The sequence below is a fragment of the Nonomuraea jabiensis genome (assembly GCF_014204795.1).
GTDB lineage: Bacteria > Actinomycetota > Actinomycetes > Streptosporangiales > Streptosporangiaceae > Nonomuraea > Nonomuraea jabiensis.
This window is the reverse complement of record NZ_JACHMB010000001.1, coordinates 12,692,113-12,717,739: the sequence shown is the minus strand read 5'-3', so window position 1 is coordinate 12,717,739 and position 25,627 is coordinate 12,692,113. Positions and strand designations below refer to the sequence as shown.

General features: G+C 71.2%; 24 protein-coding genes. 16 read left to right on the top strand and 8 right to left on the bottom strand.

Going from position 1 to position 25,627, the window contains the following annotated elements; genetic code table 11:
* Positions 1-57: 57 nt before the first annotated feature.
* Positions 58-1,290, top strand: coding sequence for an MFS transporter (locus tag HD596_RS58005; protein WP_185077849.1), 1,233 nt, complete (start codon positions 58-60; stop codon positions 1,288-1,290).
* Here HD596_RS58005 and HD596_RS58000 read toward each other — a convergent pair.
* On the bottom strand, positions 1,268-3,433 hold the full coding sequence (locus tag HD596_RS58000) for a DUF6351 family protein (protein ID WP_185077848.1): 2,166 nt from the start codon (positions 3,431-3,433) through the stop codon (positions 1,268-1,270). The two genes, HD596_RS58005 and HD596_RS58000, sit on opposite strands and share 23 nt — an antisense overlap.
* Positions 3,434-3,587: 154 nt before the next feature.
* Between HD596_RS58000 and HD596_RS57995 the strand changes: the two genes are divergently transcribed.
* The 7 genes from HD596_RS57995 to HD596_RS57965 all read left to right on the top strand — a co-directional run bounded on the left by HD596_RS57995 (position 3,588) and on the right by HD596_RS57965 (position 7,660).
* Complete coding sequence (locus tag HD596_RS57995) at positions 3,588-4,847, top strand: AI-2E family transporter (RefSeq protein ID WP_185077847.1); 1,260 nt, start codon at positions 3,588-3,590, stop codon at positions 4,845-4,847.
* A gap of 99 nt (positions 4,848-4,946) precedes the next feature.
* The gene (locus tag HD596_RS64515; RefSeq protein ID WP_281398372.1) at positions 4,947-5,075 is read left to right on the top strand and encodes a hypothetical protein; all 129 of its coding nucleotides are present in this window, start codon (positions 4,947-4,949) and stop codon (positions 5,073-5,075) included.
* A 4-nt stretch (positions 5,076-5,079) separates the two neighbouring features.
* A complete protein-coding gene (gene dut / locus HD596_RS57985) occupies positions 5,080-5,520 on the top strand; it encodes a dUTP diphosphatase (RefSeq protein WP_185077846.1) in 441 nt (146 codons plus the stop codon).
* A 47-nt stretch (positions 5,521-5,567) separates the two neighbouring features.
* Entirely contained in the window at positions 5,568-6,206 is a 639-nt protein-coding gene (locus HD596_RS57980) for a DUF3710 domain-containing protein (protein ID WP_313047473.1), read from the top strand.
* A 39-nt stretch (positions 6,207-6,245) separates the two neighbouring features.
* Positions 6,246-6,632 (top strand): OB-fold nucleic acid binding domain-containing protein, encoded by a 387-nt coding sequence (locus tag HD596_RS57975; RefSeq protein ID WP_090929309.1) that lies wholly within the window; start codon positions 6,246-6,248, stop codon positions 6,630-6,632.
* Positions 6,633-6,635: 3 nt separating this feature from the next.
* Positions 6,636-7,307 (top strand): DUF3159 domain-containing protein, encoded by a 672-nt coding sequence (locus HD596_RS57970; RefSeq protein WP_313047472.1) that lies wholly within the window; start codon positions 6,636-6,638, stop codon positions 7,305-7,307.
* Positions 7,308-7,441: 134 nt separating this feature from the next.
* Positions 7,442-7,660: a hypothetical protein gene (locus HD596_RS57965; RefSeq protein WP_185077844.1), complete on the top strand. Its 219-nt coding sequence runs from the start codon at positions 7,442-7,444 to the stop codon at positions 7,658-7,660.
* 604 nt (positions 7,661-8,264) lie between these two features.
* Here the strand turns inward: HD596_RS57965 and HD596_RS57960 are convergent.
* On the bottom strand, positions 8,265-8,924 hold the full coding sequence (locus HD596_RS57960) for a potassium channel family protein (protein ID WP_185077843.1): 660 nt from the start codon (positions 8,922-8,924) through the stop codon (positions 8,265-8,267).
* Positions 8,924-9,589 carry a potassium channel family protein gene (locus HD596_RS57955; RefSeq protein ID WP_185077842.1) on the bottom strand — a complete coding sequence of 222 codons (666 nt, stop codon included), beginning with the start codon at positions 9,587-9,589 and terminating at the stop codon, positions 8,924-8,926. Before HD596_RS57955 ends, HD596_RS57960 begins: the two co-directional genes overlap by 1 nt.
* A gap of 270 nt (positions 9,590-9,859) precedes the next feature.
* Here HD596_RS57955 and HD596_RS57950 point away from each other — a divergent pair, with 270 nt between their 5' ends.
* The 4 genes from HD596_RS57950 to HD596_RS57935 all read left to right on the top strand — a co-directional run bounded on the left by HD596_RS57950 (position 9,860) and on the right by HD596_RS57935 (position 14,793).
* Positions 9,860-11,734 (top strand): APC family permease, encoded by a 1,875-nt coding sequence (locus tag HD596_RS57950; RefSeq protein ID WP_446685871.1) that lies wholly within the window; start codon positions 9,860-9,862, stop codon positions 11,732-11,734.
* A gap of 9 nt (positions 11,735-11,743) precedes the next feature.
* On the top strand, positions 11,744-13,000 hold the full coding sequence (locus tag HD596_RS57945; RefSeq protein ID WP_313047471.1) for a class I SAM-dependent RNA methyltransferase: 1,257 nt from the start codon (positions 11,744-11,746) through the stop codon (positions 12,998-13,000).
* A 173-nt stretch (positions 13,001-13,173) separates the two neighbouring features.
* Positions 13,174-13,674 carry an HAD domain-containing protein gene (locus HD596_RS57940; protein ID WP_185077840.1) on the top strand — a complete coding sequence of 167 codons (501 nt, stop codon included), beginning with the start codon at positions 13,174-13,176 and terminating at the stop codon, positions 13,672-13,674.
* A gap of 255 nt (positions 13,675-13,929) precedes the next feature.
* Complete coding sequence (locus HD596_RS57935) at positions 13,930-14,793, top strand: CAP domain-containing protein (protein WP_185077839.1); 864 nt, start codon at positions 13,930-13,932, stop codon at positions 14,791-14,793.
* Here HD596_RS57935 and mug read toward each other — a convergent pair.
* The 5 genes from mug to HD596_RS57910 are packed head-to-tail and all read right to left on the bottom strand — an operon-like array spanning position 14,763 to position 21,640.
* Complete coding sequence (mug, locus tag HD596_RS57930; RefSeq protein WP_185077838.1) at positions 14,763-15,287, bottom strand: G/U mismatch-specific DNA glycosylase; 525 nt, start codon at positions 15,285-15,287, stop codon at positions 14,763-14,765. The two genes, HD596_RS57935 and mug, sit on opposite strands and share 31 nt — an antisense overlap.
* A 10-nt stretch (positions 15,288-15,297) precedes the next feature.
* On the bottom strand, positions 15,298-16,698 hold the full coding sequence (locus tag HD596_RS57925; RefSeq protein WP_185077837.1) for a sugar porter family MFS transporter: 1,401 nt from the start codon (positions 16,696-16,698) through the stop codon (positions 15,298-15,300).
* 49 nt (positions 16,699-16,747) lie between these two features.
* Positions 16,748-19,210: a polynucleotide kinase-phosphatase gene (locus tag HD596_RS57920; RefSeq protein WP_185077836.1), complete on the bottom strand. Its 2,463-nt coding sequence runs from the start codon at positions 19,208-19,210 to the stop codon at positions 16,748-16,750.
* Positions 19,194-20,681, bottom strand: coding sequence for a 3' terminal RNA ribose 2'-O-methyltransferase Hen1 (locus tag HD596_RS57915; RefSeq protein ID WP_185077835.1), 1,488 nt, complete (start codon positions 20,679-20,681; stop codon positions 19,194-19,196). Before HD596_RS57915 ends, HD596_RS57920 begins: the two co-directional genes overlap by 17 nt.
* 44 nt (positions 20,682-20,725) lie before the next feature.
* On the bottom strand, positions 20,726-21,640 hold the full coding sequence (locus HD596_RS57910; protein WP_185077834.1) for an LLM class F420-dependent oxidoreductase: 915 nt from the start codon (positions 21,638-21,640) through the stop codon (positions 20,726-20,728).
* 118 nt (positions 21,641-21,758) lie between these two features.
* Here HD596_RS57910 and HD596_RS57905 point away from each other — a divergent pair, with 118 nt between their 5' ends.
* Genes HD596_RS57905 through HD596_RS57890 form a run of 4 tightly spaced genes read left to right on the top strand, consistent with a single transcriptional unit; the run spans position 21,759 to position 25,626 of the window.
* Positions 21,759-22,769 carry a glycoside hydrolase family 18 protein gene (locus HD596_RS57905; protein WP_185077833.1) on the top strand — a complete coding sequence of 337 codons (1,011 nt, stop codon included), beginning with the start codon at positions 21,759-21,761 and terminating at the stop codon, positions 22,767-22,769.
* Between the two features lie 51 nt (positions 22,770-22,820).
* The gene (locus HD596_RS57900) at positions 22,821-23,939 is read left to right on the top strand and encodes a sensor histidine kinase (protein ID WP_185077832.1); all 1,119 of its coding nucleotides are present in this window, start codon (positions 22,821-22,823) and stop codon (positions 23,937-23,939) included.
* On the top strand, positions 23,936-25,030 hold the full coding sequence (locus HD596_RS57895) for a sensor histidine kinase (RefSeq protein ID WP_185077831.1): 1,095 nt from the start codon (positions 23,936-23,938) through the stop codon (positions 25,028-25,030). The genes HD596_RS57900 and HD596_RS57895 overlap by 4 nt, the downstream gene beginning before the upstream one ends.
* Entirely contained in the window at positions 25,027-25,626 is a 600-nt protein-coding gene (locus tag HD596_RS57890; RefSeq protein ID WP_138695434.1) for a response regulator transcription factor, read from the top strand. The genes HD596_RS57895 and HD596_RS57890 overlap by 4 nt, the downstream gene beginning before the upstream one ends.
* Position 25,627 lies beyond the last annotated feature (1 nt).

Sequence of the window (25,627 nt, the reverse complement as noted above, 5' to 3'; positions counted from 1 at the left end):
GGACCGCCACCCTATAACCGGTTGATTTTTCTCAATCGGTCAGGGATCCTCTGACGGGTGAGCCTGTTACGCGATCACGACTTCCGCCGGTTGTTCCTCGCCGACGTCGCCAGCCAGGCGGGCAGCCAGCTCCTGGTGCTGGCCCTGCCGCTGGTGGCCGTGTCGGCGCTGCGGGCCTCGGAGTTCGAGGTGGGCCTGCTGGCGGCGTGCCAGACGCTGGCGTTCGTGGTGATCGGGCTCCCCGCCGGCGCCCTCGTCGACCGGCTGCGCAAGCGCGTGGTCATGATGGTCAGTGACGGGGCGAGGGCGCTGGCGCTCGCGTCCGTGCCGGTCGCGTGGTGGCTGGACGTGCTGACGATCCACCAGCTGTACGCGGTGGCGCTGGCGCTGGGCGCGTTCACCGTGTTCTTCGACGTCGCGTACCAGAGCTACCTGCCCCGCCTGGTCGAGCGCGAGCGGCTGGTCGAGGGCAACTCCACGCTGGAGATCGTGCGTACGGTGGCGCAGGTCGGCGGGCCGAGCGGGGGCGGCTACCTGATCCACCTCCTCACCGCGCCGTTCGCGCTGGCCGCCACGGTGGCCGGGTTCGCCTGGTCGGCGCTGTGCCTGGGGAGGATCCGCAGGCGCGAGCCCCGCCAGGAGCCCGGCCGGGCCAACTTGGGCCGGGAGATCGCCGAAGGCGTGCGGTTCGTGCTCGGGCACCGGCTGCTGCGCCGCATCGCCGCCTGCACCGCCACCGCGAACTTCTTCGTCTCCGTGGCCCAGCCGATGCTCCTGCTCCTCCTGGCGAGAGAGCTCGGCCTGGACGCGGGCGCCATCGGCCTGCTCATGGCCTCGGGCGGCCTCGGCGGGATCGTCGGCGCGCTGGTCAACGCCCGGGTCGTCAGGTGGCTCGGGCAGGGGCCGGCGATGTGGCTGGGCATCGCGGTGCCGGCGCCGCTGACGTTCGTGCTGCCGTGGATGGCGGCCGACTGGCGGCTCGGGCTGTTCGTGGCCTACCAGTTCTGCGTCGGGGCGGGGGTGGTGGTCTACAACGTCACGCAGCTCAGCTTCCGCCAGGCCATCACGCCCGAGCCGCTGCTCGGGCGGGTGAACGCCACCATGCGCTTCCTCGTGTGGGGCACGCTGCCGCTCGGCGGGGCGATCGGCGGCGCGCTGGGCGGGGCGATCGGGGTGCGGGACACGCTCCTGGTGGCCGCGGCCGGGGCCTGCCTGGCGTTCCTGCCGCTGGTCACCTCGCCCCTGCGCTCGATGCGCGAGCTGCCCGTCAGTAGTCGCACACTCCGGTAGGGAAGATCTGCTTCAGCCTGGCCCGCTCCTGTTCGGTCGGGTGCCAGGAGCCGTACAGGCCCCTCGCGACGGCCTGATCGACCGGCTGCAGGCGGCACTTGTAGACGCCGCCCGCCAGCGGGCCGCCCGCCACCACCCGGGTCGTCGAGTAGAGCGGGAAGCGCCGCGTGCAGGCGCCGGGGGAGCGGCGGTCGAGGATGCCGTCCCAGACGTGCGGGCCCGCCGCGATGGGCGTGCCGTCGGTGGCGAAGCAGCGGTCCACCGCGTCGGGCGGCTTGTTGCCGGCCACGCCGCGCGCCGGATATTTCCGGATATTGGCCATCCAGGCGTCCATCACCTGCAGCGCCTGCGGCGTCTGGTCGAACGCCGGCCCGCCGGGCCGCGCGTCCGTGAACCAGATGACCTGATTGCCCGCCCGGCCGTCGTGATCAAGCATCCGCTGCCTGGAGACGAACGACTGGTGCGAGTCGTGCATGTCGAGCCGGTCCTCCAGGTAGTGCCGCCAGTCGATGATCGGGATGTCGATGTCGCCCCTGAACACCAGGCCGCTGCGCCGCACGTTCCCGATCGCGATGGGGTCTCCCGCGCGCCTGGGCGCCGGGTCGCCCAGGGTGACGTTGCGGGCGCTCCAGGGGTCGAAGTCGGCCGGGCAGGCGGCCTGGACGAACGGGCAGCCCTCCTGGACCATGTCCGCCGCCTCCTTCCACGAGCCCGCCTTCGCGTTGACGTCCAGGAACTCGGCCGGCGTGATCACGCCGTCGGCCAGCGCCTTCAGCCCGTACTGGACGCCCACGTTGTCCCAGGTGGAGCGGGCGTACCCGTGCTCGTCCACGCCGTAGACATTGCGTACGTCGTCCCAGTGCGTCCACTGCACGGTGTCCTTGACGCCCGGCGGGTCCATGCGCTGCCACTCGGGGTCGTTGTTCGAGGTCCACCGCGGGTTCATGGTCAGCGGGGTCAGGCCGCGCCAGCCGTTGACGCACTCGTCGGAGCCCTGCTTGCCGGTGTACGGGTTCGCGACCGTGTCGTCGGCGTTCATGCCGATGAGGGCCGTCCTGTCGTCCCACCGGGCCCAGCGCGGGTTGTGGTCCATGTAGCGTTCGAGCAGCTCGCAGTCGCCGACGTGGATGGTCTGGGTGACCATGTCCGGATAGGAGTACTGCGGGATCGCGGCGTCGATCACCCGGTCGCCCAGGTTCTGGCCGTAGAGGTACTGCTGGATGGCGCCGCCCGAGCCGCCCACGCCCACCGTGTAGAGCGGGACGCCGTACTGCTCGATGAAACGCTCCTTGACCATGAGGGCCGTCTCGCCGCCCAGGATCAGGTTGTAGTGGGTGGAGGTGCGGGTGCCCGACGAGTACATGACCGCGTAGCCCTTGCCCAGCCCGTACGGGTCGAGGGCGTTGCCGCCCAGCGTGCCCTGGTCGTGACCGATGCCCACGCCGCCGTCGAACCGGTAGATCGCCCGGCCGGTCCAGCCGTCCTCGACCATGGCGATGGAGTAGAGGAAGCGGTTGATCACGCCGCGCTCCCTGCGTACCACGAAGTCGACCGTGCGGCCGTCCAGCAGCGTGGTCGTGGACATGTCGGCGGGCCGCCCAAGAGGACCGCTCGCAGGTCCGCCCGCCGGCAGGGGCTTGAACGTGCCGTCCGTGGACCGGTAGAGGCGGTCGGTGACGGCCGGGGCGAAGCAGTCCCTGCTCCAGCCGCCCGCGACGCGCATGCCCTGGCCGTCCTGGTTGTCCACCGCGGGCGGCCCCAGGCCGCTGCGCTCGGTCTTGCACAGGAACGGGTACTGGTGCGGGCCCGAGAAGACCGGGCCCTCGACGGGATGGTTGCGCAGCGTCAGCGTCCGCCGCTCCCGGCCCGCCGTGGCCACGATCGTGTTCGCGCCCGTCCTGAGTCCCGTGACGAGGGCGGTGAGGCCGTCCCTGGTCCGCCTGAAGGCCGCCGTGACGTCCTCGCCGTCCCGCGTGACCCGGAGCCGGGCGCCCTCGCGGTGGCGGACCCTGAGCAGGGCGTCACCGCCGGTCACCTGGTCGGGGCGGCTGGAGAGCACTTCCAGCGCCAGATCGGCGCGGGAGGCGTACGCGGGGGCGGGCAGGAGCGAGGCGAGCACGGCGAGGACCACCACAGCCTTCATGACCATGACGGTGACACGCCGTCCATCCCTTGCACAGGCCCGACCTCGGCGAGGCGGGCTTGCGCTGGTCGCGCCGCCTTCGCGTGGCCCTGTTGTGAGCCGCCCCATGATTTATGGGCGCGCGCCCGGGCCGCGGACGTGACAGTCTTGAAATGTGCTGCCCGACCGCCCAACCAAGCTCGTGCCGCCCGTGCTGGCCAGGATGGCCGCGTGGTGCGCGTGCCTGATCCTCGTCGGCGTGGTGGTCTACTTCTTCGCCCTCGTCATCGCCCGGCTCACGTTCGTGGCGCTGCCCGTGGCGATCGCGCTGCTGCTGACCGCGCTGCTGTTCCCGCTGACCAACAGCCTGCGCCAGGCGGGCATGCGGCCCATCTACGCCACCTGGATCACCATGCTGGTGGCCCTGGCCGTGCTCTTCGGCACCGGGTGGCTGGTGGGGGCGCGGGCCAGCGACGAGTTCCCCAACCTCGTCCAGCAGGTGCAGGCCACGGCCCGATCGGTGCAGGACTGGCTGATCACCGGCCCCCTGCACCTCAAAGAGGCGCAGATCACGAGCTACGTCGACGAGATCGCCACCATGGTCAACGCGCAGCGCACGGCCATCACCGGCACCGTGCTGTCGGCCGGCGCGGTCGCCTTCGAGGTGCTCGCGTCCATCGTGCTGCTGCTGTTCGTGACGTTCTTCCTGCTCAAGGACGGCGACCGCATCTGGGCGTGGGTCCTGCGCGGGTTCGGCAACGTGGCGCCGCGCGTGGACCGGGCCGGGCGGGCCGCCTGGGCCACGCTCTCCCACTACGTGCAGGGCACCGTGGCCGTGGCCGCCGTGCACGGCCTCATCATGGGCATCGTGCTGGCGGGCATGGGCGTGCCGCTGTGGGCGCCGCTGGCCGTACTGATCTTCTTCGCCAGCTTCATCCCCATCGTCGGCATCTTCTTCGCCGGCACGGTCGCCACCCTCGTCACGCTGGGCGCCAAGGGGCTCGTCTACGCGCTGATCTTCCTCGGCATCCTCATCGTCGAGCAGCAGCTGGAAAACCACGTGCTCCAGCCGCTGATCGTGGGCCGGGCGCTCAACTTCCATCCGCTGGCGATCATCCTGGTGCTGGCCATCGGCGGCATCCTGGCCGGCATCGCGGGGGCCGCCGTCGCCGTGCCGGTGGCCGCGGTGATCTACCGGGCGCTGCCCGAGCTCAGACATCAACCACCCGCCCTGCCACCACCCAGCCACAGTCCCGGCGAGGACACGGGGCCCAGAGGGGACGCCGGGGGAGGGACCGGCGAGGTTCCCCGCCCGCGCGGCGAGGGAACCGCTCCCCGCGACGACGCGTCCGGATCGCGGGGCGCGGAGCCCGGCGGCAGGAGCGCCGAGCCCGGAAGCAAGGGCGAGAACGGCCGGCGGGTGGACACCGAGTAACCTCGTCAGCCGTGACTCCCTGTCTCCTCTCCGCTCCCGTGGGCACGACACTCCACTTGCGCGCCGGGTGCGACGGCAATGCGGGCGGGAAGGCGTACCTTGAGGCTGAGGGGCGAAACGGCCCGCGACGGTCCGGCCGCCGCCCGCGCGGCGGCGCTGTTCGCCGAGGTGAGCATGGGACACTTCGCCAAGCACGCCACCGCACAGAACGACAGGACTACGAGGTGAACCCTTGAGCAAGGTAGAGGTCCTCATCCAGCGGCTCGACGCCGGGCTGCCGATGCCGTCCTACGCCCATGCGGGAGACGCGGGCGCCGACCTCTACGCGGCCGAGGACGTCGAGCTGCTGCCCGGCGAGCGGGCCGTCGTCGGGACGGGCGTCGCGATCGCCCTGCCCGACGGCTACGCCGCGTTCGTCCACCCGAGGTCCGGGCTGGCCGCCAAGCACGGCGTCACGCTGGTCAACGCGCCGGGCACGGTCGACGCGGGCTACCGCGGCGAGATCAGGGTGACGCTGATCAACACCGACGCCAAGGAGCCGTTCCGCCTCCAGCGGGGCGACCGGGTGGCCCAGCTCGTGGTCCAGCGGGTCGAGCGCGCGGTCTTCTCCGAGGTGGAGCGCCTGCCGGGTTCGGTGCGCGGCGCCAACGGGTTCGGATCGACAGGACGATGATCATCGGGGCCGCGCTGACGGCCCCGCGAGCGAGGAGAGTGAGGAACGTGTTCCGACGTCGTCGTCGTGAGCAGCCGGAGCAGGTCGTCGAGCAGGATCCTGCCGCCCCTGCGCGAGATTCCGGCCCGTGGGACGCCGACGAGCCCCACCCGGAGACCGACAGGATCGACCTGGGCGGCCTGCGGTTGCCGCACAATCCCGACTTCGACGTGCGGCTGGCCTCCGTCGGAGACCAGCACGTCGGTGTCGTGGTGCTCTACGAGGAGAGCTCGCTGCAGCTCCAGGCCCTGGCCGCACCGCGCAGCTCGGGCCTGTGGGACGAGGTCAAGACCAAGATCCTGGCCCAGGCGCAGCATCTGGAGGAGCGGGAGGGCCCGTTCGGCAGCGAGCTGAGGGGCGAGATGAAGGTCGACGACGGCTCCCGCCCCGCCCGATATCTCGGCATCGACGGGCCCCGCTGGTTCCTGCTCGCGGTGATCTCCGGCAAGGCGGCGCTCGACGAGGCCGTGGCGGCGGCGTACATCGACTTCGTCAAGGACGTCGTGGTGGTCCGGGGCAGCGAGCCGATGGCCCGCGAGGAGCCCATCCCGCTGCGCCGGCCCAACGAACAGACAGGCGAGAACGCGGAGGATCGGCCTGGGTTCAACCCGTTCAAACGGGGCCCCGAAATCAGCGAGATTCGCTGAGGGCTGACATCGCGCCGACATCACATAGGCTGATTCATCATGAGTACGGCAGAGCCTCCGAAACGCGGGGGATTGCGCGGCTTCTTCAGTCGGCTGGCCTCACCCCAGTCCGAGATCGAGGCCCAGGAACTGCGGGAAGACGCCGACGAGGTCGGCGCGACCCCCATCGTGTCGTGTGGCGGCCGCCGGCGCTTCTGCGTGGCGGGTACGCTACGTACGGTGACACTCCGTCCGAGGGGCGGCGCCCCCGCCCTCGAGGCCGAGCTCTACGACGGGTCCGACGTGATCGACCTGGTCTGGCTCGGCCGCCGCAAGATCGCGGGCATCGAGCCCGGCCGCACGGTCAAGGCCGAGGGCCTGGTCAGCATGCAGGACGGACGCAAGGTGATGTTCAATCCGCGTTACGAGCTGCGCCCAGGGAGTTGACACGTGAGTGCTGAGGCGGAAGAGGTCGCCCACGACACCGTTGAGGCGGCGGTGCGAGCCCAGCTCGCCAAGGCGTTCGGCGGGGTGCGCGGCATCATCGAGGCGGCGATCCCGACGATCGCCTTCACGGTGTGCTGGATCACCACCGAGGAGCTGAAGCTCTCGCTCATCGTGAGCGTCTCGATCGCGGTGGTGCTGCTGCTGGTCAGGATCGTGCAGCGGTCCACGCCGCAGTTCGTGATCAACAGCCTGATCGGCATCGCCATCGGCGCGTTCTTCGCCAGCCGCACCGGCGACGCCAAGGACTACTTCCTGCCCGGCATCCTGTGGAACGCCGGCTACATGGTGGCGATGCTGCTGTCCATCGTCACCCGGTGGCCGGTGGTCGGCTTCCTGATCGGCTCGGTCACGGGCGACCCGACCGCCTGGCACAAGGACCCCGGCATCGTGAAGCTCTGCACCCGGCTGACCTGGCTGCTCCTGCTGCCGTGCGCGGTCCGGGTGGCCGTGCAGGGGCCGGTCTACTGGTTCGGCGGCGGCAACGAGGCGGTCGCCGCCCTCGGCGTCGCCAAGATCGCCATGGGCTGGCCGCTCCAGGTGGCCGCCCTCGGCGCCATGCTCTGGGTCCTGGGCCGCGGCCGCACCCCGATCAAGCCGCCGGTGGCCCCGGCCTGACGACCCATCCGGCTCGGCCGCCCTCCGGCCGAGCCGCGCTGGTAAAGATCTCCGGATCGTTTCCTTGACGAGCTGATCCACTCGCGCGGGTACGAAGGCTCTCGAAAGATCACTTCGAGCCGATCGGGGGCCCTATGTACACCCGCGCCGTCACCGCCCTGGCCACAACCGCCGCCGCCCTGCTCCTGTCAGCCGCGCCGGCGGTCGCGGACGACGACTGGAGGGGGCGGGAAGAGGCTGTGTGCGAGCAGTACTTGGAGTGGCTGGAGAACGGCTTCATCGTGCTGCCCATGAAGATCACCGCGCGCTGCGTCGACCCGGACGACCCGCGCCTCCGTCTGACCTTCGACTGAGCACCGGTTCCGGCTCCAGAAAGACCTCTCGCTCCCTGTGGCGAGAGGTCTTCGTGCTTCTCGGGGCACGGGCTTACAGCAGCGAGGGCCAGAACTTCGACCTGGTCACGCTGATCCTGAGCCGGATGCCTGGTTGTCCCCCCGAAGCATGGTTTCCAGAGGTAGCTCTACCGGAGCGTGACCTGCTGCCTGCTGAGCAAGTGTGGCCCGACCTGATGGATCCCAAAAGTGGCGGCCCTCCTCCTGGAGTAGGAGTAGGGCGGCATCCGGCGCAAACCCGCTCCTATCGGATGGTCGCACGCTTGAAGATCGGTTCCGTGATGACCATTGCCCTGAGCGGCCCTCGTCATTCTCGGCTGGAGACAGGTCCTGATCGCGACGTTCTTCATCCGGGATGCCGACAACTTGCGCCCGGGGTCATGCCGTTGATGGGTGAGTAATCGGGGTCGCGTCCGGGGGTGCGGGGACCGGCAGGTCCCCGTCTGGGGGTGTGGGGGCTGGCCCCCACAGAGCGCTGCCCGAGCTCTCGTCGCGCGCAGCGCGCCTCCCAGCGAGGACCTTGCTTTTCGCCCGGAACCCCCGGAGCCTCCCGGGTCCGTACCGGCTAGTGCTGGGAGAGGAGGTGGGCGAGTTCCTGCTCCACCTCCTGGTTCGCGACGAACAGCAGCTCGTCGCCCGCCTCCAGCGGATCGTCCGCCGTCGGCACCAGGACCCGGCCCTCCCGGAGGATCGCGACCAGGGCGGAGTCCACCGGCCACGGCACCGAGCCGGCCCGCTGGCCCACCACCGGGGCGTCCTCGGCCAGCGTGAGTTCCACGAGGTTGGCCTGGCCCTGGCGGAAGGTCATCAGGCGGACGAGGTCGCCGACGCTGACCGCCTCCTCCACCAGGGCGCTCAGCAGGCGCGGGGTCGAGACGGCCACGTCGACGCCCCAGGACTCGTTGAAGAGCCACTCGTTGTTGGGGTGGTTGATGCGGGCCACCACGCGCGGCACGCCGTACTCGGTCTTGGCCAGCAGCGAGACGACCAGGTTGACCTTGTCGTCGCCGGAGGAGGCGACCACGACGTGGCAGTTGCTGAGCCCGGCCTCGTCGAGGGAGGCGATCTCGCAGGCGTCGGCGAGGAGCCATTCGGCGCGCGGCACGCTGTCGATCTTGATGGCCCGGGGGTCCACGTCGATGAGCAGGACCTCGTGGCCGTTCTCCAGGAGCTCGGCCGCGATGGAGCGGCCCACGGCGCCCGCTCCGGCGATGGCGACGCGCATCACTCGTCCTCTTCCGGTGCCGCGGCGAGCACCTTGTTGATCCGGTCCATGTCGTTCTCCGCGGCGATGACGTGGAGCACGTCGCCCTCCTGCACCACGGTGTCCTCCGTGATGGTCAGGGCCTCGCCCATGCGGTTGATGAAGGCCACGCGCGTCCTGACGCGGTGCTCGAGGTCGACGACGCGGGTGCCGATCCACTCGGGGTTGGCGGTGACCTCGGCGAGGATGACCGTGCCCGTGGGGTCGCGCCAGAGCGGCTCGGCGCCCTCGGGGAGGATGCGGCGCAGGATCTGGTCGGCCGTCCACCGTACGGTCGCCACCGTGGGGATGCCGAGCCGCTGGTAGACCTCGGCACGACGGGGGTCGTAGATGCGGGCCACCACGTTGTCCACGCCGAACGTCTCGCGGGCCACCCGGGCGGAGATGATGTTGGAGTTGTCGCCGCTGGAGACCGCGACGTACGCGGCGGCGGACTCGATGCCGGCCTCGGTGAGCACGTCGCGATCGAAGCCCACGCCCGTCACCCGCCGCCCTCGGAACCCGGCGCGAAGCCGCCGGAACGCCTGCGGGTCGCGGTCGATGATGGCGACGGAATGGCCGCTGTCCTCGAGGATATGAGCGAGAGTCGAACCGACCCGGCCACACCCCATGATCACTATATGCATTTCCCCCCGCACTTTCGCGGTCGGCCCATTGCTGGACACCAGTATGGCCCGAGGGGGGAGCGCCTCGTTTAAGGCCTCGGCATGGGGCTAGCATCTCGTTACGTGGCGAAGGTAACGGATCTTGTCAAACGCTTGCTCGTGGGGCGCGCCCTGCGTAGCGGGCAGCTTCACGAGCAACTCCTCCCAAAACGGATAGCACTGCCGGTTTTCGCGAGTGACGCGCTCTCTTCTGTGGCGTATGCGCCCCAAGAGATTCTGGTCATCCTGTCGTTGGCCGGAGTCTCCTTCTACACCTACAGTCCCTGGGTCGCGATCGCCGTCGTGGTCGTGATGCTCACCGTCGTGGCGTCGTACCGGCAGAACGTGCACGCCTATCCGAGCGGCGGCGGGGACTACGAGGTGGCGACCACCAACCTCGGCAAGAACGCCGGCCTCACCGTCGCCAGCGCGCTCATGGTCGACTACGTGCTCACGGTCGCGGTCTCCGTCGCCAACGGCGTCGACTACGTCGGCGCCACGATCCCGTTCGTGGGCCAGCACAAGCCCGCCATCGCCATCGCCATCGTGATCCTGCTCACGGTGATCAATTTGCGCGGCATCCGCGAGTCCGGCGCCGCCTTCGCCGTCCCCACGTACGCGTTCATGATCGCCGTGCTGGGCCTGATCGCCTGGGGCGGGTTCCGGCTGCTGGTGCTGGGTGAGCAGCTCCAGGCGCCGAGCGCCCACTTCACCATCGAGGCCGAGCAGACCAACCTGACCACCTTCGCCGCCGCGTTCCTGATCCTGCGCGCGTTCTCCTCCGGCTGCGCCGCCCTGACGGGCGTCGAGGCCATCAGCAACGGCGTGCCCGCCTTCAGAAAGCCCAAGAGCAGGAACGCCGCCACCACGCTGCTGATGATGGGCCTGGTCGCGATCACCATGTTCGGCGGCATCATCGCGCTCGGCCTCGCGTCGGGCGTGAAGATCGCCGAGCCGTCCGTGGTCGCCACCGACCTGCACCTGCCCAACGGCGAGCCCGTCGGCCCCGGCTACTACCAGCAGCCGATCATCTCCCAGGTGGCCGACGCGGTGTTCGGCGGGGGGTCGTTGCCGTTCGTGGTGATCTCGGCGGTGACCGCCCTGATCCTCTTCCTGGCCGCCAACACGGCCTTCAACGGCTTCCCGGTGCTCGGCGCCATCCTGGCGCAGGACCGTTACCTGCCGCGCCAGCTCCACACCCGCGGCGACCGGCTGGCCTTCTCCAACGGCATCATCATCCTCGCGCTCGGCGCGTGCCTGCTGCTGTGGGGGTTCCAGGCCGACGTCAGCCGCCTGCTGAACCTCTACATCGTCGGCGTCTTCGTCTCGTTCACGCTCAGCCAGATCGGCATGGTCATCCACTGGACCCGCCACCTGAAGACCGAGACCGACCCCAAGGTGCGCCACCAGATGCACCGCTCCCGCGTGATCAACTTCTTCGGCGGGATCATGACGGGGCTCGTGCTGGTGGTCGTGCTGCTGACGAAGTTCCTGGTCGGGGCGTGGATCGTGTGCATCGCGATGCCGATCCTGTTCCTCATGATGAAGGGCATCAGGCGCCACTACGACAACGTGGCGGCCGAGCTGGAGATCAGCGAGGAGTACGAGCCGGCCATGCTGCCCGCGCGCAACCACGCGATCGTGCTCGTCTCCAAGCTGCACAAGCCGACCATGCGCGCGCTGGCCTACGCCCGCGCCACCAGGCCGTCCACGCTGGAGGCCGTCACGGTGGGCGTCGAGGGCGAGGACGCGCGCAAGCTGCAGGAGGAGTGGGAGCGCCGGGGCATCCCGGTGCCGCTCAAGATGCTCGACTCGCCGTACCGCGAGATCACGCAGCCCATCCTCGACTACGTCAAGACCCTGCGGCGGCGCTCGCCGCGTGACGTGGTGACCGTCTTCATCCCCGAGTACGTGGTCGGCCACTGGTGGGAGCACGCGCTGCACAACCAGAGCGCGCTCAGGCTGAAGGCACGGCTGCTGTTCAAGCCGGGGGTCATGGTGACGAGCGTGCCCTGGCAGCTGCACTCCTCCGACCGCCTCAAGGGCAGGCCGGAGCCGTTCGCGCCGGGCGCGGTGCGGCGTCCCTGGGACCAGACCGTCAAGGACGGGGAGCAGGCTCGGGCATAGGGTGTCCCTGTGGAACAGGCATCTCTCGAGCTGACGGTAGGTCCGGTCGCCCACGGCGGCTGGTGTGTGGCGCGCCACGAAGGGCGCGTGGTGTTCGTACGCCACGCCTTGCCAGGCGAGCGGGTGATCGCCGACGTCACCGAGGAGACCACCAGGTTCCTGCGTGCCGACGCCGTGGAGATCCTGGAGCCCTCGCCCGACCGCGTCGTCCCGCCCTGCCCGTACGCCGGCCCCGGGCGGTGCGGCGGGTGCGACTGGCAGCACGCCACGCTGGAGGCGCAGCGGCGGCTCAAGGCGCAGGTCGTGGCCGAGCAGCTCAAGCGGCTCGCGGGCCTGTCGCGCGAGGTCGTGGTGGAGGAGGTGCCGGGCGCCAAGGACGGGCTCGGCTGGCGCACCCGCGTCCAGTTCGCCGCCCGGCCCGGCGGTGAGCTGGGCTTTCGCCGGCACCGTTCGCACGACATCGAGGTCGTGGACGCCTGCCTGATCGCCCACCCGGAGGTGGAGGCGGTCGGCGCCGAGCAGCACTCCTGGCCGGGCGCGGCCGGCGTCGAGGTCATCGCGTCCTCGGCCGGCGACCGGGCCGTGGTCGTCTCGCCCAGGCCGCGCCGCAGCGTCACCGTGCCCGAGCTCGAAGCGTCCGCCTCGATCCTCCTCGACCAGGGCAAGGGCCGTACGGTGCCGCGCCGCGGCTCGGGGGTGCTGCACGAGCAGGTCGGCGACCGCGGGTTCCGGGTCGCGGGCAGCGGCTTCTGGCAGGTCCACCCGGGTGCCGCCGAGACGCTGCTGGACGCGGTGCTGGCCTACGCGGCGCCGGAGCCGGGGGAGTGGGCGCTCGACCTCTACTGCGGGGTGGGGCTGTTCGCGGCGGGTCTGGCGGAGGCCGTGGGGGCCGAGGGGGCGGTGTTCGGGCTGGAGTCGGAGGCGGCCGCCGTCCGCGACGCCCGCGCCAACCTCCGCGACCTGCCGCAGGCCCGGATCGAGCGGGGACGGGTCGAGGAGGCGCTGGACCGCTTCCAGATCGAACGCGCCGACCTCGTGGTCGTCGACCCGCCCCGCTCCGGGCTGGGGCGCGAGGTGGTGGAGCGGATCGCCTCGCTGGAGGCCCAGCGGATCGTGTACGTCTCCTGCGACCCGGCCACGCTGGCGCGGGACCTGGCCTGGCTGGCGGAGCTCGGTTACCCCCTCTCCGACCTGCGGGCCTTCGACGCCTTCCCGATGACCCATCACGTGGAGTGCGTGGCCCTGCTGACCAGAGCGGGATCATGACGCGCCGGTGACGCACGATCACGGAGCGCCCCGCCGCCGGACCAGGTGACGGGGCGCATCCACGTGGCTTGAGCCGCGCTCTCAGGGCTCGGCCGTCATGTGGCGGCGCCTGGCGGGCGTTCGGGAGCCCGTACCCGGTTGTCGGCACGGCCGGCCAAGCTACCTTGGCTGCCATGCGCCCGCTGATCCTGCTGGACGTGGACGGCGTCCTGAACCCGTGGCACAGGCAGGGCCCCGACTGGCTGAGCGTGACGGCCGTCTGTGACGGGGTGGCCTATCCGGTGGTCCTCAACCCCGAGCACGGGCCGTTGCTGCTGCAGCTCGCCCACGAGACCGGCGCCGAGCTGGTGTGGGCGACCACGTGGGCAGAGCACGCCAACCGTGAGATCGGGCCGCTGGTCGGGTTACCCGAACTCCCGGTGATCCCGGTCAACTCCGGGACGAAAGCGCCGCACGTCCACCCAAAGACGCCTCCGGTCGCCGCCTACGTCAACCGCAGGCCGTTCGTCTGGTTCGACGACGACCTCGAACGCGCCGACCGCCTGTATCTGAAGCACCACGAGAACGTGGACCGCTTCCGCATCATTGACGTCGGGCCACGCAAAGGGCTGCGAGAACTGCATGTCGAGCAGGCAGCGGCGTGGTTGACCTCCCTCCACGAAGAGGATCTCTGACGATCCGCGGGCTTCTTCGTGAACCCCCAAGCGATCTCCCGCGTACCTCCAGGTGGTTTTCACGGGGCCCATGAGCGCGCAAAGCCCCGTGAGACAGGAGTTTCGGGCCTGCGGCAGCGGGGGCACGGACGCCTCAAATGGCACTCTGGTTTACCTGAGTTTCGAGATTTATGTCGCAATTAAGTGACAAGTCGGTCTCGTTCCCGACAGAATGCCTTGCCATCCAGCGTCTATGGCAACTGGAGGGAACCCCCTATGCGTAGACCCATTGGGGTATTTGCCGGGCTCATCGGCCTGGCGGCGCTCTGCGCGCCGATCGGTGCGGCCGAGGCCGCGGCGCAGAGCTCGGCTGAGGCGCAGGCTTCGTGCCGCGTGAACGTGGCCAAGCCCAGCCTCACCAACGCATTGAAGATCAAGTCGTTCGCCACCCGCCGTAACTGCGACGACAGCGCACTCCTGCGCATCCGCATCAAGCGCGCCGTCCCGGGCCCCGACCCCGTCGTCAAGAGCGGGGCCTCCAAGGACGGCCGCATCACCCTGACACTCGCCTGCAAACCGGGCACCTACTACGCGGTCGCGACCGACTACCGCGGCGGCACCGCCAAGTCCCGGGCCGTCCGGCTGACCTGCACCCCTGACAGCACGCCGACGCCCACCCCAACGGGCACTCCCACTGGCACTCCCACGGGCACGCCCACCGCGCCGCCCCCGTCGTCCGGAGGGACGGTCGGCACGGCCGAGGAGAACGAGGTCCTCAGGCTGACCAACGCCGAGCGGGCCAAGGGCGGCTGCCAGCCGCTCAAGCACGACCCGCAGCTCCGCGCCGCCGCGTTCGGCCACTCCGACGACATGGCGAAGCAGGGCTACTTCGACCACACCTCCAAGGACGGCCGCAGCTTCATGGACCGCATCCGGGCCGCCGGCTTCAGCGGAGGCAACGCCTTCGCCGAGAACATCGCCTTCGGCCAGCCCTCCCCGGCCTCCGTGGTCCAGGGCTGGATGAACAGCGCGGGCCACCGGGCCAACATCATGAACTGCCGGTACAACCTGATCGGCGTCGGCGTGGCCAAGAACTCCCAGGGCCGGATCTACTGGACCCAGGACTTCGCGGCCAAGTAGGCCGCGTAACCGCGTAGCCGTCCCATCTCGTCGGCGATGGTGGCCAGGGTCCAGTGCGCGTTCAACCCGCTCGGGTTGGGCAGCACCCACACCCTGGCCCCACCGACGGGCTCGGCCTGGAGGCCGATGCGGGCCTTGGGACGGGCGAAGGCCGTGCGGTACGCCGAGATCCCCAGCACCGCCAGGACCGTCGGCGTCGCGGCCGCCACCTTCGCGGCCAGGGCCAGGCCGCCCTCGACCAGCTCCTCCTTGGTCAGCTCCGACGCCTTGGCGCTCGGGCGGGCGACGATGTTCGTGATGCCCAGGCCGTACGAGGGCAGGAGGTGCTGCTCGGCCGGGGCCAGCAGGCGCGGGGTGAAGCCGGACAGGTGCAGCGCGGGCCAGAAGCGGTTGCCGGGGCGGGCGAAGTGGTGGCCGGTGGCCTCGGACATGAGGCCGGGGTTGATGCCGCAGAACAGCACGTCGAGCTCGGGGGCGAGGACGTCGTCAATCACGTGCCGGAGATTAGCCCATGTCTTCGAGTTTGCGGCCCTTGGTCTCGCGCACCCACCTGACGACGAACAGGAACGACAGCACCGCGAAGAACGCGTACATGGTGTAGGTGAGCGGCAGGTTCCAGGCCGCCATCGCCGGGAACGTCACCGTGACCGCCCAGTTCGCGATCCACTGGGCCCCGGCGGAGACGCCCAGGGCGGCGGCGCGGATGCGGTTGGGGAACATCTCCCCCAGCAGCACCCAGACCACCACGCCCCAGGACAGGGCGAAGAACAGCACGAACACGTTGGCCGCCACGAGCGCGACCAGCCCCTGCGGGTCGGGCAGCGTGACCGTCGTGCCCACCGTCCGGGCCGCGCTGAACGCCCACGCCGCGGTGGCCAGCGACACCGCCATGCCGGCGGAGCCGATCAGGAGCAGCGGCTTGCGCCCGATCCTGTCCACGAGCGAGATCGCGATGAACGTGCCCACGATGTTGATCATCGAGCTGGAGAAGCTGATCAGCAGCGAGGCGCTCTGGTTGATGCCGACCGACTGCCACAGCACGGACGAGTAGTAGAAGATCACGTTGATGCCGACGAACTGCTGGAAGACCGACAGGCCGATCCCGATCCAGACGATCGGCAGCAGCCCGAGCGCGGGCCCGCGCAGGTCCTTCAGCCCCGGCACCCGCTGGGTGCGCAGCACGTGCTGGATCTCCGCGATGTGGGCCTCGATGTCCACGTCCTCGGGCTCGATCTCGGCCAGCACCTCGCGGGCCCTCCTGGTGCGCCCCGACATGATCAGGTAGCGCGGCGACTCGGGGATGATCAGCGCGAACGTCAGGTAGAACAGGGCGGGCACGACGCAGGCGCCCAGCATCCACTGCCACGCCTGCAGGCCCCAGAGGGGGTTGTTCACGTTGCCGCCGGCCAGCTGGACGATCAGGAAGTCGACGAGCTGCGAGACCGCGATGCCCAGCACGATCGCCAGCTGCTGGAACGAGCCCAGCCGGCCCCGGTAGGCGGGCGGGGCCACCTCGGCGATGTACGCGGGCCCGATCACCGAGGCCATGCCGATCGCGAAGCCCGCGATCACGCGCCAGAACGCGAGATCCCAGATGGCGAACGGCAGCATCTGCCCGATCGAGCTGACCGCGAACAGCAGCGCCGCCACCTGCATCGTCCTGGTGCGCCCCAGCCGGTCGGCCAGCCCGCCGCCCGCCCACGCCCCCACGGCGGACCCGAGCAGGGCGATGGCCACCACGAACCCGATCTCGACCGGCCCCACGTGGAAGTACTTCTGGATGCCGACGACGGCGCCGTTGATGACGGCGCTGTCGTAGCCGAACAGGAACCCCCCGATGGCCGCGGCCGCCGTGATGAAGACGACGTGGCCGAGGTGCTCGTGGTGCGCGAACTTCGTTGCCATGCAGGTCCTTCCCGTGGTGGGAGGACATACCCGCAGGTCATGGCGTTAGTCAGAGCCGGGGGTCCACGGGCTCCGACTCCAGGGCCAGCACCGCGAAGACCGGCTCGTGCACCCGCCAGGCCGCCTCGCCCTCCGCCAGCCGCGACAGCGCCTCCAGCCCCAGCGCGTACTCGCGCAGCGCCATCGAGCGCTTCTTGCCGAGGAAGCGCCGGCGCAGCACGTCGAGCGACTCGGTGTAGTCGGGGCCGTAGATGATGCGCAGGTATTCGCGCCCGCGCACCTTCACCCCGGGCTGCACCCGGCCGGGGGCGTACGCCGCGGGCTTGACCACCATGCCCTCGCCGCCCGCCGCCGTCAGGGACTCCCACCACTCGGTCGCCGACGCCCTCGACCCGGGCGAGTCGAGCGTGACGAAGACGTGCCTGGTGGGGGCGATCAGCGGCGAGTCGAGCAGCGCCAGCGTGGACAGGTGCCAGGCGTGCGGCTCCAGCGCCGTGGCCCGCCCCTCGCAGGCGAGGATCTGGAACGGCGCCAGCCGGATGCCCTCCAGACCGTCGACGGGCCAGCAGTAGCGCGCATAAGCGTCGCGGAACAGGGCAGCGTTGTGGGAGCGGCGCCGGGCGCGGGTCAGCAGTCCGCCCACGTCCATTCCCCGCCCGGCCGCCGCTTCCAGGGCCGCGACCGCCTCGGGCAGCGCGGCGCGGGCGGCCGCGCCGACGGAGGCGTACTGCGACCTGATCAGGTCGCCGGCCTTCGCCGACCAGGGCAGCAGCTCGCAGTCGAGCGCCACCCAGTCGGAGTCCAGCTCCGCCCAGAGCGGCTCGCACGCCTCGCGCAACCGCTCGACCAGCGGCGCGGTGTCGGCGAAGAACGGCCGCCCGGTGCGCGTGTAGACGGCGCCCGTGCTGCCGTCCGTCACGCCGAACCTGGCCGCCGCCACCTCCGGCGTCCTGGCCAGCACGGCGACGGCCCGCGAGCCCATGTGCTTCTCCTCGCACACGACCTCGCGCACCCCGGCGGCGGCGAACTCCTCGAACGCCTCGTGCGGGTGCTCCAGGTAGCCGTCGAGCTTGGACGTCTCCGGCGGCGCCATGGTGGGCGGCAGGTAGACCAGCCAGCGCGGGTCCACCGCGAACCGGCTCATGACCTCCAGGGCCGCGGCCGCGTTCTCCTCCAGGACCTTGACCCTGGTGCCGAATCTGGTCTCGACGTGCCGGGTGCCGATCACGTCGTTGATGTCCAGCATGCCGGGATCGCGGGCCGAGCCGGTGCCGAGGGGCTTGGCCGGCTCGTACCAGACCTTCTCCGCCGGGACCTGGACGATCTGCCGCTCCGGGTAGCGCAGCGCGGTCAGGTGGCCGCCGAAGACGCAGCCGGTGTCGAGGCAGATCGTGTTGTTCACCCACTCGGGGCGGACCGTGGGGGTGTGGCCGTAGACGACCATCGCCCGGCCGCGGTACTCGTCGGCCCACGGGTAGCGGACGGGCAGGCCGTACTCGTCGGTCTCGCCGGTCGTGTCGCCGTACAGGGCGAACGCGCGCACCCGGCCCGAGGCGCGGCCGTGGTAGGCCTCCTTCAGGCCCGCGTGCGCGACCACGAGCCGGCCGCCGTCGAGGCGGTAGTGGCTGAGCAGGCCGTCCATGAACGTCCTGGCCCGCTCCACGAACTCCGGCTCCTGCGCCGCGAGCTGGTCGAGCGACTCCCGCAGGCCGTGCGCGACCGTGACCTTGCGGCCGTTGAGGGCGCGCACGAGCTTCTGCTCGTGGTTGCCGGCCACGCAGATCGCGGTGCCGGCCTCGACCATGTCCATCACCAGGCGCAGCACGCCGGGGGTGTCGGGGCCGCGGTCGACCAGGTCGCCGACGAACACGGCCGTGCGGCCCTCCGGGTGCGTGAGCCCCTCCCAGCCGAGCCTGCGCAGCAGCGCCTCCAGTTCGGCGCGGCAGCCGTGGACGTCGCCGATGATGTCGAAGGGGCCGGTCAGCTCGGTCCGGTCGGACCAGGCCCGCTCGTACGTGATCTCCGCGGCGTCGATCTCGTCGAGGCCGCGCAGCACGTGGACCCGCCGGAACCCGTCGTTGGAGATCCTGCTCAGCGAGCGGCGCAGCTCCTTGCGCTGGCGGATCACCACGCCGGGGCCGAAGTCGCGGTCGGGCCGGGTGGCGTTGCGCTCGATGGCCACCTCCTCGGGCACGTCGAGCACGATCGCGTCGCACAGCACGTCGTGCTTCCTGGCCAGGTCGAGGAGGCTCCGGCGGGCCGCGTACTGGACGTTGGTGGCGTCGACCACGGTGAACAGGCCCCTGGCCAGCCGCACGCCGACGATGTGGTGCAGCAGGTCGAATGCCGCGGGCGTGGCCGACTGGTCGTTCTCGTCGTCGGAGACCAGGCCGCGGCAGAAGTCGGAGGAGATGACCTGCGTGGGCTTGAAGTGCTTCCTGGCGAACGTCGACTTGCCGCTGCCCGAGACGCCGACGAGCACCACCAGCGAGAGCTCAGGAACGCTGATCACGGGTGAACACTCCCATCTGGGTCGGCGGGCCGACCTCGGGGTCGTCGTCGCCGACCGGCTCGAAGGCGACCTGGTAGCCGTACTCGCCGGCGACCCTGGTGGCCCAGGCGGCGAACTCGGCGCGGGTCCACTCGAAGCGGTGGTCGGGGTGGCGCAGGCCGGTCAGGAACTCGTAGCGGACGTTGTGCTCGACGTTGGGGGTGGTGACGAGCACGTGCTGGGGACGGGCGCGGCCGAACACGACGCGTTCGAGCGCGGTCAGGCGCGGCGGGTCGACGTGCTCGATCACCTCCATGAGCACCGCGGCGTCGTAGCCGGACAGCCGCTTGTCGGTGTACGTGAGCGCGCCCTGGAACAGGGTGAGCCTGGCGCGCTTGCTGTCGGGCATGCGCTCCAGGCGCAGCTTGCGGGCGGCGATGGTGAGCGCCATCGACGAGACGTCCATGCCGCCGACCCGGGCGAACCTGGGCCTGGCCAGCAGCGCGCCGACCAGCTCGCCCTGGCCGCAGCCCAGGTCGATCACGCTGACCGCGCCGAGCTCCTCCAGCTTGGCCAGCACCGCCTCGCGCCGCCGGAGGTTCAGCGGCTTCGCCTTGGGAGCCGCCTCCTGGGCGGCCTCCTCCTGAGAAGCGTCACCCTGGGCCTCGGCTTCGGCGGCCTCGGCTTCGGCGGCGGCGGCCTCGTCGGCGGGCGCGTCCTCCTCGACCGCGGGCTCCAGCTGCTCCTCGGTCTCGTCGCCCAGCTCGGCCAGGCGCGCCAGCGCGGTGCGGGCCAGCGCCCAGCGCCGCCCCAGGTAGCGCCGGGTGATCAGGCCGCGCTCCGGGTGCCCCGACAGCCAGCCCGCCCCCGCCCTGATCAGCTTGTCGACCTCGTCGGGCGCGATCCAGTAGTGCTTGCCGTCGTCGAGCACCGGCAGCAGCACGTACAGGTGGTTGAGCGCGTCGGCGAGGCGCGCCGTGCCGCGGAGGGTGAGCCCGACGTAGCGCGAATCACCCCATTCGGGGAAGCCCTCGTCGAGCGGCACGGCCTGCGCGTCCACCTCCCACCCGAGCGGCTCGAAGAGCCTGGCGGCCAGCTCGGGGCCGCCCCGGCAGGGCAGCGCGGGCAGCCGCAGCTCCAGCGGCAGCGGCGTGCCCGGCAGCGCGGGCCTGGCGTTGCACCGGCCCGCCCGCGCCGTGCGGAACACGTCGGCCAGCGCCACGGCCAGCAGCGAGGAGGCCGCGTAGGGGCGGTCGTTGACGTACTGCGACAGGCTGAAGTCGGGCGAGCTCTTGCCGCGCGACCTGACCAGCGCGATCGGATCGACTTCGAGGAGGAGAGCCGCCGTGCAGCGCTCCTCCTCGGCCTCGGGGTAGAACACCGTCGCCGTGCCGAACGACTGGCCGAACTCCTGCACCCGCCCGGGATGCTTGTGCAGGAGGAAACCCAGGTCAGTGGCGGGCCTCGCGGTGGTCGTGATCGTCAGCAGCACGTCCCAAGTCTGCCGTACCGCCACGAAGCGCCGCCAATGATTACTTACACGTGCGGAAGCACCTCAGCGGCGATCAGCTCCAGGTGCTCGAGGTCGTTCAGGTCCATGATCTGGAGGTAGACCGTCTCGGCGCCCAGCTCGGCGAACTTGCCGATCTTCTCCACGATCTCGGCCGGGGTGCCGCACAGGCCGCCCGCGGGCAGGGTCTCGGGGTTCTCGCCGATGGCGGCCGCGCGCCGCTCGACCTCCGCCCGGTCCGCGCCCACGACGGTGGTCTGCGCCACCGAGTAGGTCAGGCTGCGCCCGGTCGTCTCGCAGGCCGCGCGCACCCGCGCGAACGCCTGCTCCGTGTCGGCCAGGGTGTGGAACGGGAGGTTGTACTCGTCGGCGTACGTGGCCGCCAGCCGCGGCGTGCGCTTGGCGCCGAACCCGCCGATGATGATCGGCGGCCTGGGCCGCTGGACCGGCTTGGGCAGCGCGGGGGAGTCGGCCACCCGGTAGTAGCTGCCCTCGAACGAGAAGCTCTTCTCCGCGGTCCACAGGCCCGTGATGATCTCGAGCTGCTCCTCGAACCGCCCGAACCGCTCGTTCTGCGGCGGGAACGGGATGCCGTACGCCGCGTGCTCGGTGTCGAACCAGCCCGTGCCGAAGCCCAGCTCGACCCGGCCGCCGCTCATCTGGTCGATCTGCGCGACGCTGATCGCCAGCGGCCCGGGCAGCCGGAACGTGGCCGGCGTCACCAGGGTGCCCAGCCGGATCCGCGAGGTCTCCCTGGCCAGGCCGGCCAGCGTGATCCACGCGTCGGTCGAGCCGACGCCCGGGTCGCCGGGGCCGATGCGCATGTAGTGGTCGGAACGGAAGAAGGCGTCAAAACCCAGTCGTTCGGTGGCCTGGGCGACGGTGAGCAGGTCGTCATATGTCGCGCCCTGCTGGGGCTCGGTGAAGATCCGCAGCTTCATGACGACATTATCCGCACACAACGGACGCGTGCCGGAAAAGGGCCGCCCAGCGGCTCGCGCGCTTGCTACCGTTCGAGTCAGCGCCGGTACGTAGCCGAATGACCACGTGGGGTGGCCTATGCCGCGGCACAAGAGGGAGCCGGGCACGCTCCCGCGCCCGCTCGCGATCCTCGCGGCCCTCGCGCTCACCGGCGCCACCGGAGCGATCGTGCGCCTGCTTCCCGCGGGCGCCACGCTCGCGCCGCGACCGCCGGTGGTGAGGCACACCCCTGCCGCCTCGCCACCGGTGGCGGTGGAGCCGCAGGCGGCGTTCGTGGAGTTCGTCGACACCGCTCGCGAGCCCGAGTTCGACCTGCCCAAGGAGACCCGGCGCACCGGTGTGCGCCGCTACGCGCTCGGCCACCTCGTCGCGGGCGACGACGGCTGCGCGCCCAAATGGAATGGTCCGTCCCAGTCCGACCCGCTCGATCCCGGCCAGAACCCCGTCGCCAACCGGATCGGCCGCCTCAGGGCGCTGGGCGGCGACGCCGCGCCCGTGTTCGGCGGCCCGGAGGGGCAGGAGCTGGCCGACACCTGCACCAGGCCCGGCGGGCTCGCGGCCGCCTACCGCAGGGTGGTCGGGGCGTTCGACGCCGACACCATCGACTTCGAGGTCAGCGACAGCAAGGACGAGGCCGCCGTGCTGCGCCGGGCGCGGGCCATCTACGCCATGCAGCGCGAGCGGCCGCTCCAGGTCAGCTTCACGCTGTCGCTGAAGCCGGAAGGGCTGGGCTCCGGCGACGTGGCGATGCTGCGGGCCACCCGCCAGGCGGGCGCCGAGATCGGCACCGTCAACCTGCTGGCCGACATCGAGCCGCGCGGCGCCCCGGACGGCCGGCTGCGCCGGGTGGCGGAGGCCGTGCTGGCGGCCAGGGACCAGATCGCGCAGGCCCAGGGCCTGGACGACCCCGAGGAGGCGTGGCCGCGCATCGCGCTCAGCCCGGTGCTGGCGGGCGAGGGCGACCTGAACGAGGTCGACGCCCGGACCCTGGCCGCCTACGCCGCCCGCCACGGCCTGGCCTGGCTGTCGCTGCGCGGAGTCGCCCCCAAGCCGGACGTGTCGCGGATTCTTTGGCAGACCTCTCCCTGACTATAGGATTTCCGCGACGGGCGAGGTTTCCAGCGGCAGGGGGATGACGTGATGGCGGCGCGTCCGGAGACGGCGCGGAAGATCCTGCTCTACTGGATGGACGCCACGGTCATGTTCCTGGGCGTCATGTTCGTGGCGGTCACCGTCACCTATCTGATGAGCGGCACGATCTCCACGCTCCACGCCGCGGTCGTCATCATCTGCCTGCTGGGATACTTCAGCCTCTTCCCCTTCCTGCTCAGGGACGCCTACGACGTCAAGCCACGGCCCACGCCGAAGCTGGTGATCGCGGGGCTGTTCGCCGCGGTCGCGGTGCTGCTGGTGCCGCGCCACCCGGTGGAGGGCGTGCCCACCTGGCTGGAGGTCGGCGTCCTGTGGGCGTCGACCGCCGCCCTCTACGTGCCGCCGGCCGTGACCCTCTGTCTCAACGTGACCGTGATCGGCCTGGCCAGCGGCTATTTCGTGGCCGTGACCGGCGGGCAATGGTTCGAGGTGGTCCTCCCCGAGACGTTGAGCGCGGTCGCGCTGACGGGGGCCATGCTGCTCTGGCGCTGGATCTGGTGGACGATCCGGGACGCCCACGACGGCAAGGAGGCCAAGGCCCGGCTGGCGGTGTCGGAGGAGCGGCTGCGCTTCGCCCGTGACCTGCACGACCTGCTCGGGCACAGCCTGTCGGTCATCACGCTGAAGAGCGAGCTGGCCGCCAAGCTGGCGACCAAGGACGCCGGGCGGGCGGCCGCCGAGATGGCCCAGGTGCACCGGCTGGCCGGCGAGTCGCTGGCCGAGGTGCAGCAGGCGGTGCACGGATATCAGACGCTCGACCTCGACGAGGAGCTGGCCGGCGCGCGGGTGGCGTTGGAGGCGGCCGGCGCGCGCTGCCTGATCGACGCCAGGGCCGACGGGCTGTCGCCGGCCGCCAGGACGCTGCTGGCCTGGGCGGTCCGCGAGGGCACCACCAACGTGCTCAAGCACAGCGCGGCCACCCGCTGCACGATCACGATCGACGGCGGCGTGCTCGAGATGCTCAACGACGGTCTGGACGGGCGCCCCGCCTCCCCCGGCAGCGGCCTGCGGGGGCTGTCGGAGCGGCTGGCCACGGCGGGCGGCTCCTTCTCCGCCCGGCCGACCCCCACGGGGGAGTTCCTGCTGCGAGCGGCGGTGCCCGCGTGATCCGCCGTGCGACGAAGCTGGACAAGATCCGCTGGGTGGTCGCCTTCTCGACCGACTTCGTCAACGTGCTCTCGTTCTTCGGCTACTACGACCTCTATGTCCGCTGGCGGGACTTCGGGGTGCCGTGGCCGGTGGTCCTGACCGGCGCCGTCCTGCTGCTGGTCTTCAACGTGCTGGCGACGCGGCCGCACCGGGTGGCCATGAGGGGCGGCAGGCGGCCCACCGCGATCCTCGCGGTGACCGGCGTGATCGTCCTGGTCCTGGCCGTCAACGGGCTCATGTGGGCCATCCCGGCGTGGCTGGGCATGCTGGGGCTCTTCGTCCGCAGGCGCACCATCGTGATCCTGTCGGTCCTGTCCGTCGTGCTCTTCAACCTCTACGTGACGCTGCTGGGCGCGCCCCCATGGGGGACGCTCCTGGTGCAGTCGGTGTTCACCGGCGTGAGCGTGGGCGGCGTGCTGACGAACCTGTGGATCTGGGGGGTGGCAAAGGAGGCGTACGAGGGGCAGGAGGCGCAGTCCAGGCTGGCGGTCTCGGAGGAGCGCCTGCGCTTCGCCCGCGACCTGAACGCCCTGCTCGGGCAGAGCCTCACCGACATCGCCGCCCGCGCCGAGGGCGCCTCGCGCACGCTGCCCGCCGACCCGGCGGCGGCGGCCGAGGAGATGTTCGCGGTGCGCGACCTGGCCCGGCGGTCGCTGCGCGAGGTGCGCTCCGTCGTGCAGGGCTACCGGGCCGTCGACCTGGACGAGATGCTCGCCAGCGTGCGGGCCGTGCTGGAGGCGGCGGACGTACGATGCACCGTGCGCGCCGAGACGGGCTCCCTGGCGCCGGAGACCCGCACGCTGCTGGCCACGGTCGTGCGCGAGGGCGCCACCAACGTGCTCAAGCACAGCAGGGCCGAACGCTGCACGATCACGATCGAGGATGGGGTGCTGGAGATGTCCAACGACGGGGTGAGCGGGCCGGCGGGCGAGCACGCGCCGAACGGCCTGGCGGGGCTGGCCCAGCGCGTACGCGCGGTCGGCGGCACCCTGGAGGCCGCGCCGACGCACGAGGGCGGCTACCTGCTGCGCGCGGCGGTGCCGGCATGACGACCAGGGTGTTGCTGGCCGACGACGAGCACCTGATCCGGGGCGCCATCGCGGCCCTGCTGGACCTGGAGGACGGCATCGAGGTCGTCGCCCAGGTGGGCAGGGGCGACGAGGTCGTGGCCGCCGTGGCCGAGCACCGGCCGGACGTGGCCGTGCTCGACATCGAGATGCCCGGCATGGACGGCCTCAGCGCGGCCGAGCAGATCAGCGCCCAGTGCAAGATCGTCATCCTGACGAGCCTGGGCCGCCCCGGCTACCTGCGCAGGGCCATGGCGGCGGGGGTGAGCGGCTTCCTCGGCAAGGACGCCTCGGCGGAGGAGCTGGCCATGGCGATCCGGAAGGTCCAGGCGGGCGGCCGCTACCTCGACGCCGAGCTGGCCGCCGCCGCGATGGCTGCCGGCGACAGCCCGCTGACCGAGCGCGAGCGCGACGCGCTGCGGCTGGCCGGCGACGGGGCCACGATCTCGCGGATCGCGGCCGAGCTGCACCTGACCGAGGGCACCGTACGCAACTACCTGTCGAGCGCGATGACCAAGCTCAACGCCCAGAACCGCCTGGAGGCCATCCGCACGGCCCAGCGCATGGGCTGGCTCTGAA

Excerpts from the sequence above, each read along its gene's own strand:
- HD596_RS57925 (WP_185077837.1), bottom strand. The coding sequence starts at position 16,698 with ATGGCAACGAAGTTCGCGCACCACGAGCACCTCGGCCACGTCGTCTTC.
- HD596_RS57955 (WP_185077842.1), bottom strand. The coding sequence starts at position 9,589 with ATGCATATAGTGATCATGGGGTGTGGCCGGGTCGGTTCGACTCTCGCT.
- HD596_RS57965 (WP_185077844.1), top strand. The coding sequence starts at position 7,442 with ATGTACACCCGCGCCGTCACCGCCCTGGCCACAACCGCCGCCGCCCTG.
- HD596_RS57905 (WP_185077833.1), top strand. The coding sequence starts at position 21,759 with ATGCCGCGGCACAAGAGGGAGCCGGGCACGCTCCCGCGCCCGCTCGCG.
- HD596_RS57900 (WP_185077832.1), top strand. The coding sequence starts at position 22,821 with ATGGCGGCGCGTCCGGAGACGGCGCGGAAGATCCTGCTCTACTGGATG.
- HD596_RS57960 (WP_185077843.1), bottom strand. The coding sequence starts at position 8,924 with ATGCGCGTCGCCATCGCCGGAGCGGGCGCCGTGGGCCGCTCCATCGCG.
- HD596_RS57910 (WP_185077834.1), bottom strand. The coding sequence starts at position 21,640 with ATGAAGCTGCGGATCTTCACCGAGCCCCAGCAGGGCGCGACATATGAC.
- HD596_RS57890 (WP_138695434.1), top strand. The coding sequence starts at position 25,027 with ATGACGACCAGGGTGTTGCTGGCCGACGACGAGCACCTGATCCGGGGC.
- HD596_RS57975 (WP_090929309.1), top strand. The coding sequence starts at position 6,246 with ATGAGTACGGCAGAGCCTCCGAAACGCGGGGGATTGCGCGGCTTCTTC.
- HD596_RS57940 (WP_185077840.1), top strand. The coding sequence starts at position 13,174 with ATGCGCCCGCTGATCCTGCTGGACGTGGACGGCGTCCTGAACCCGTGG.
- HD596_RS58000 (WP_185077848.1), bottom strand. The coding sequence starts at position 3,433 with ATGAAGGCTGTGGTGGTCCTCGCCGTGCTCGCCTCGCTCCTGCCCGCC.
- HD596_RS57935 (WP_185077839.1), top strand. The coding sequence starts at position 13,930 with ATGCGTAGACCCATTGGGGTATTTGCCGGGCTCATCGGCCTGGCGGCG.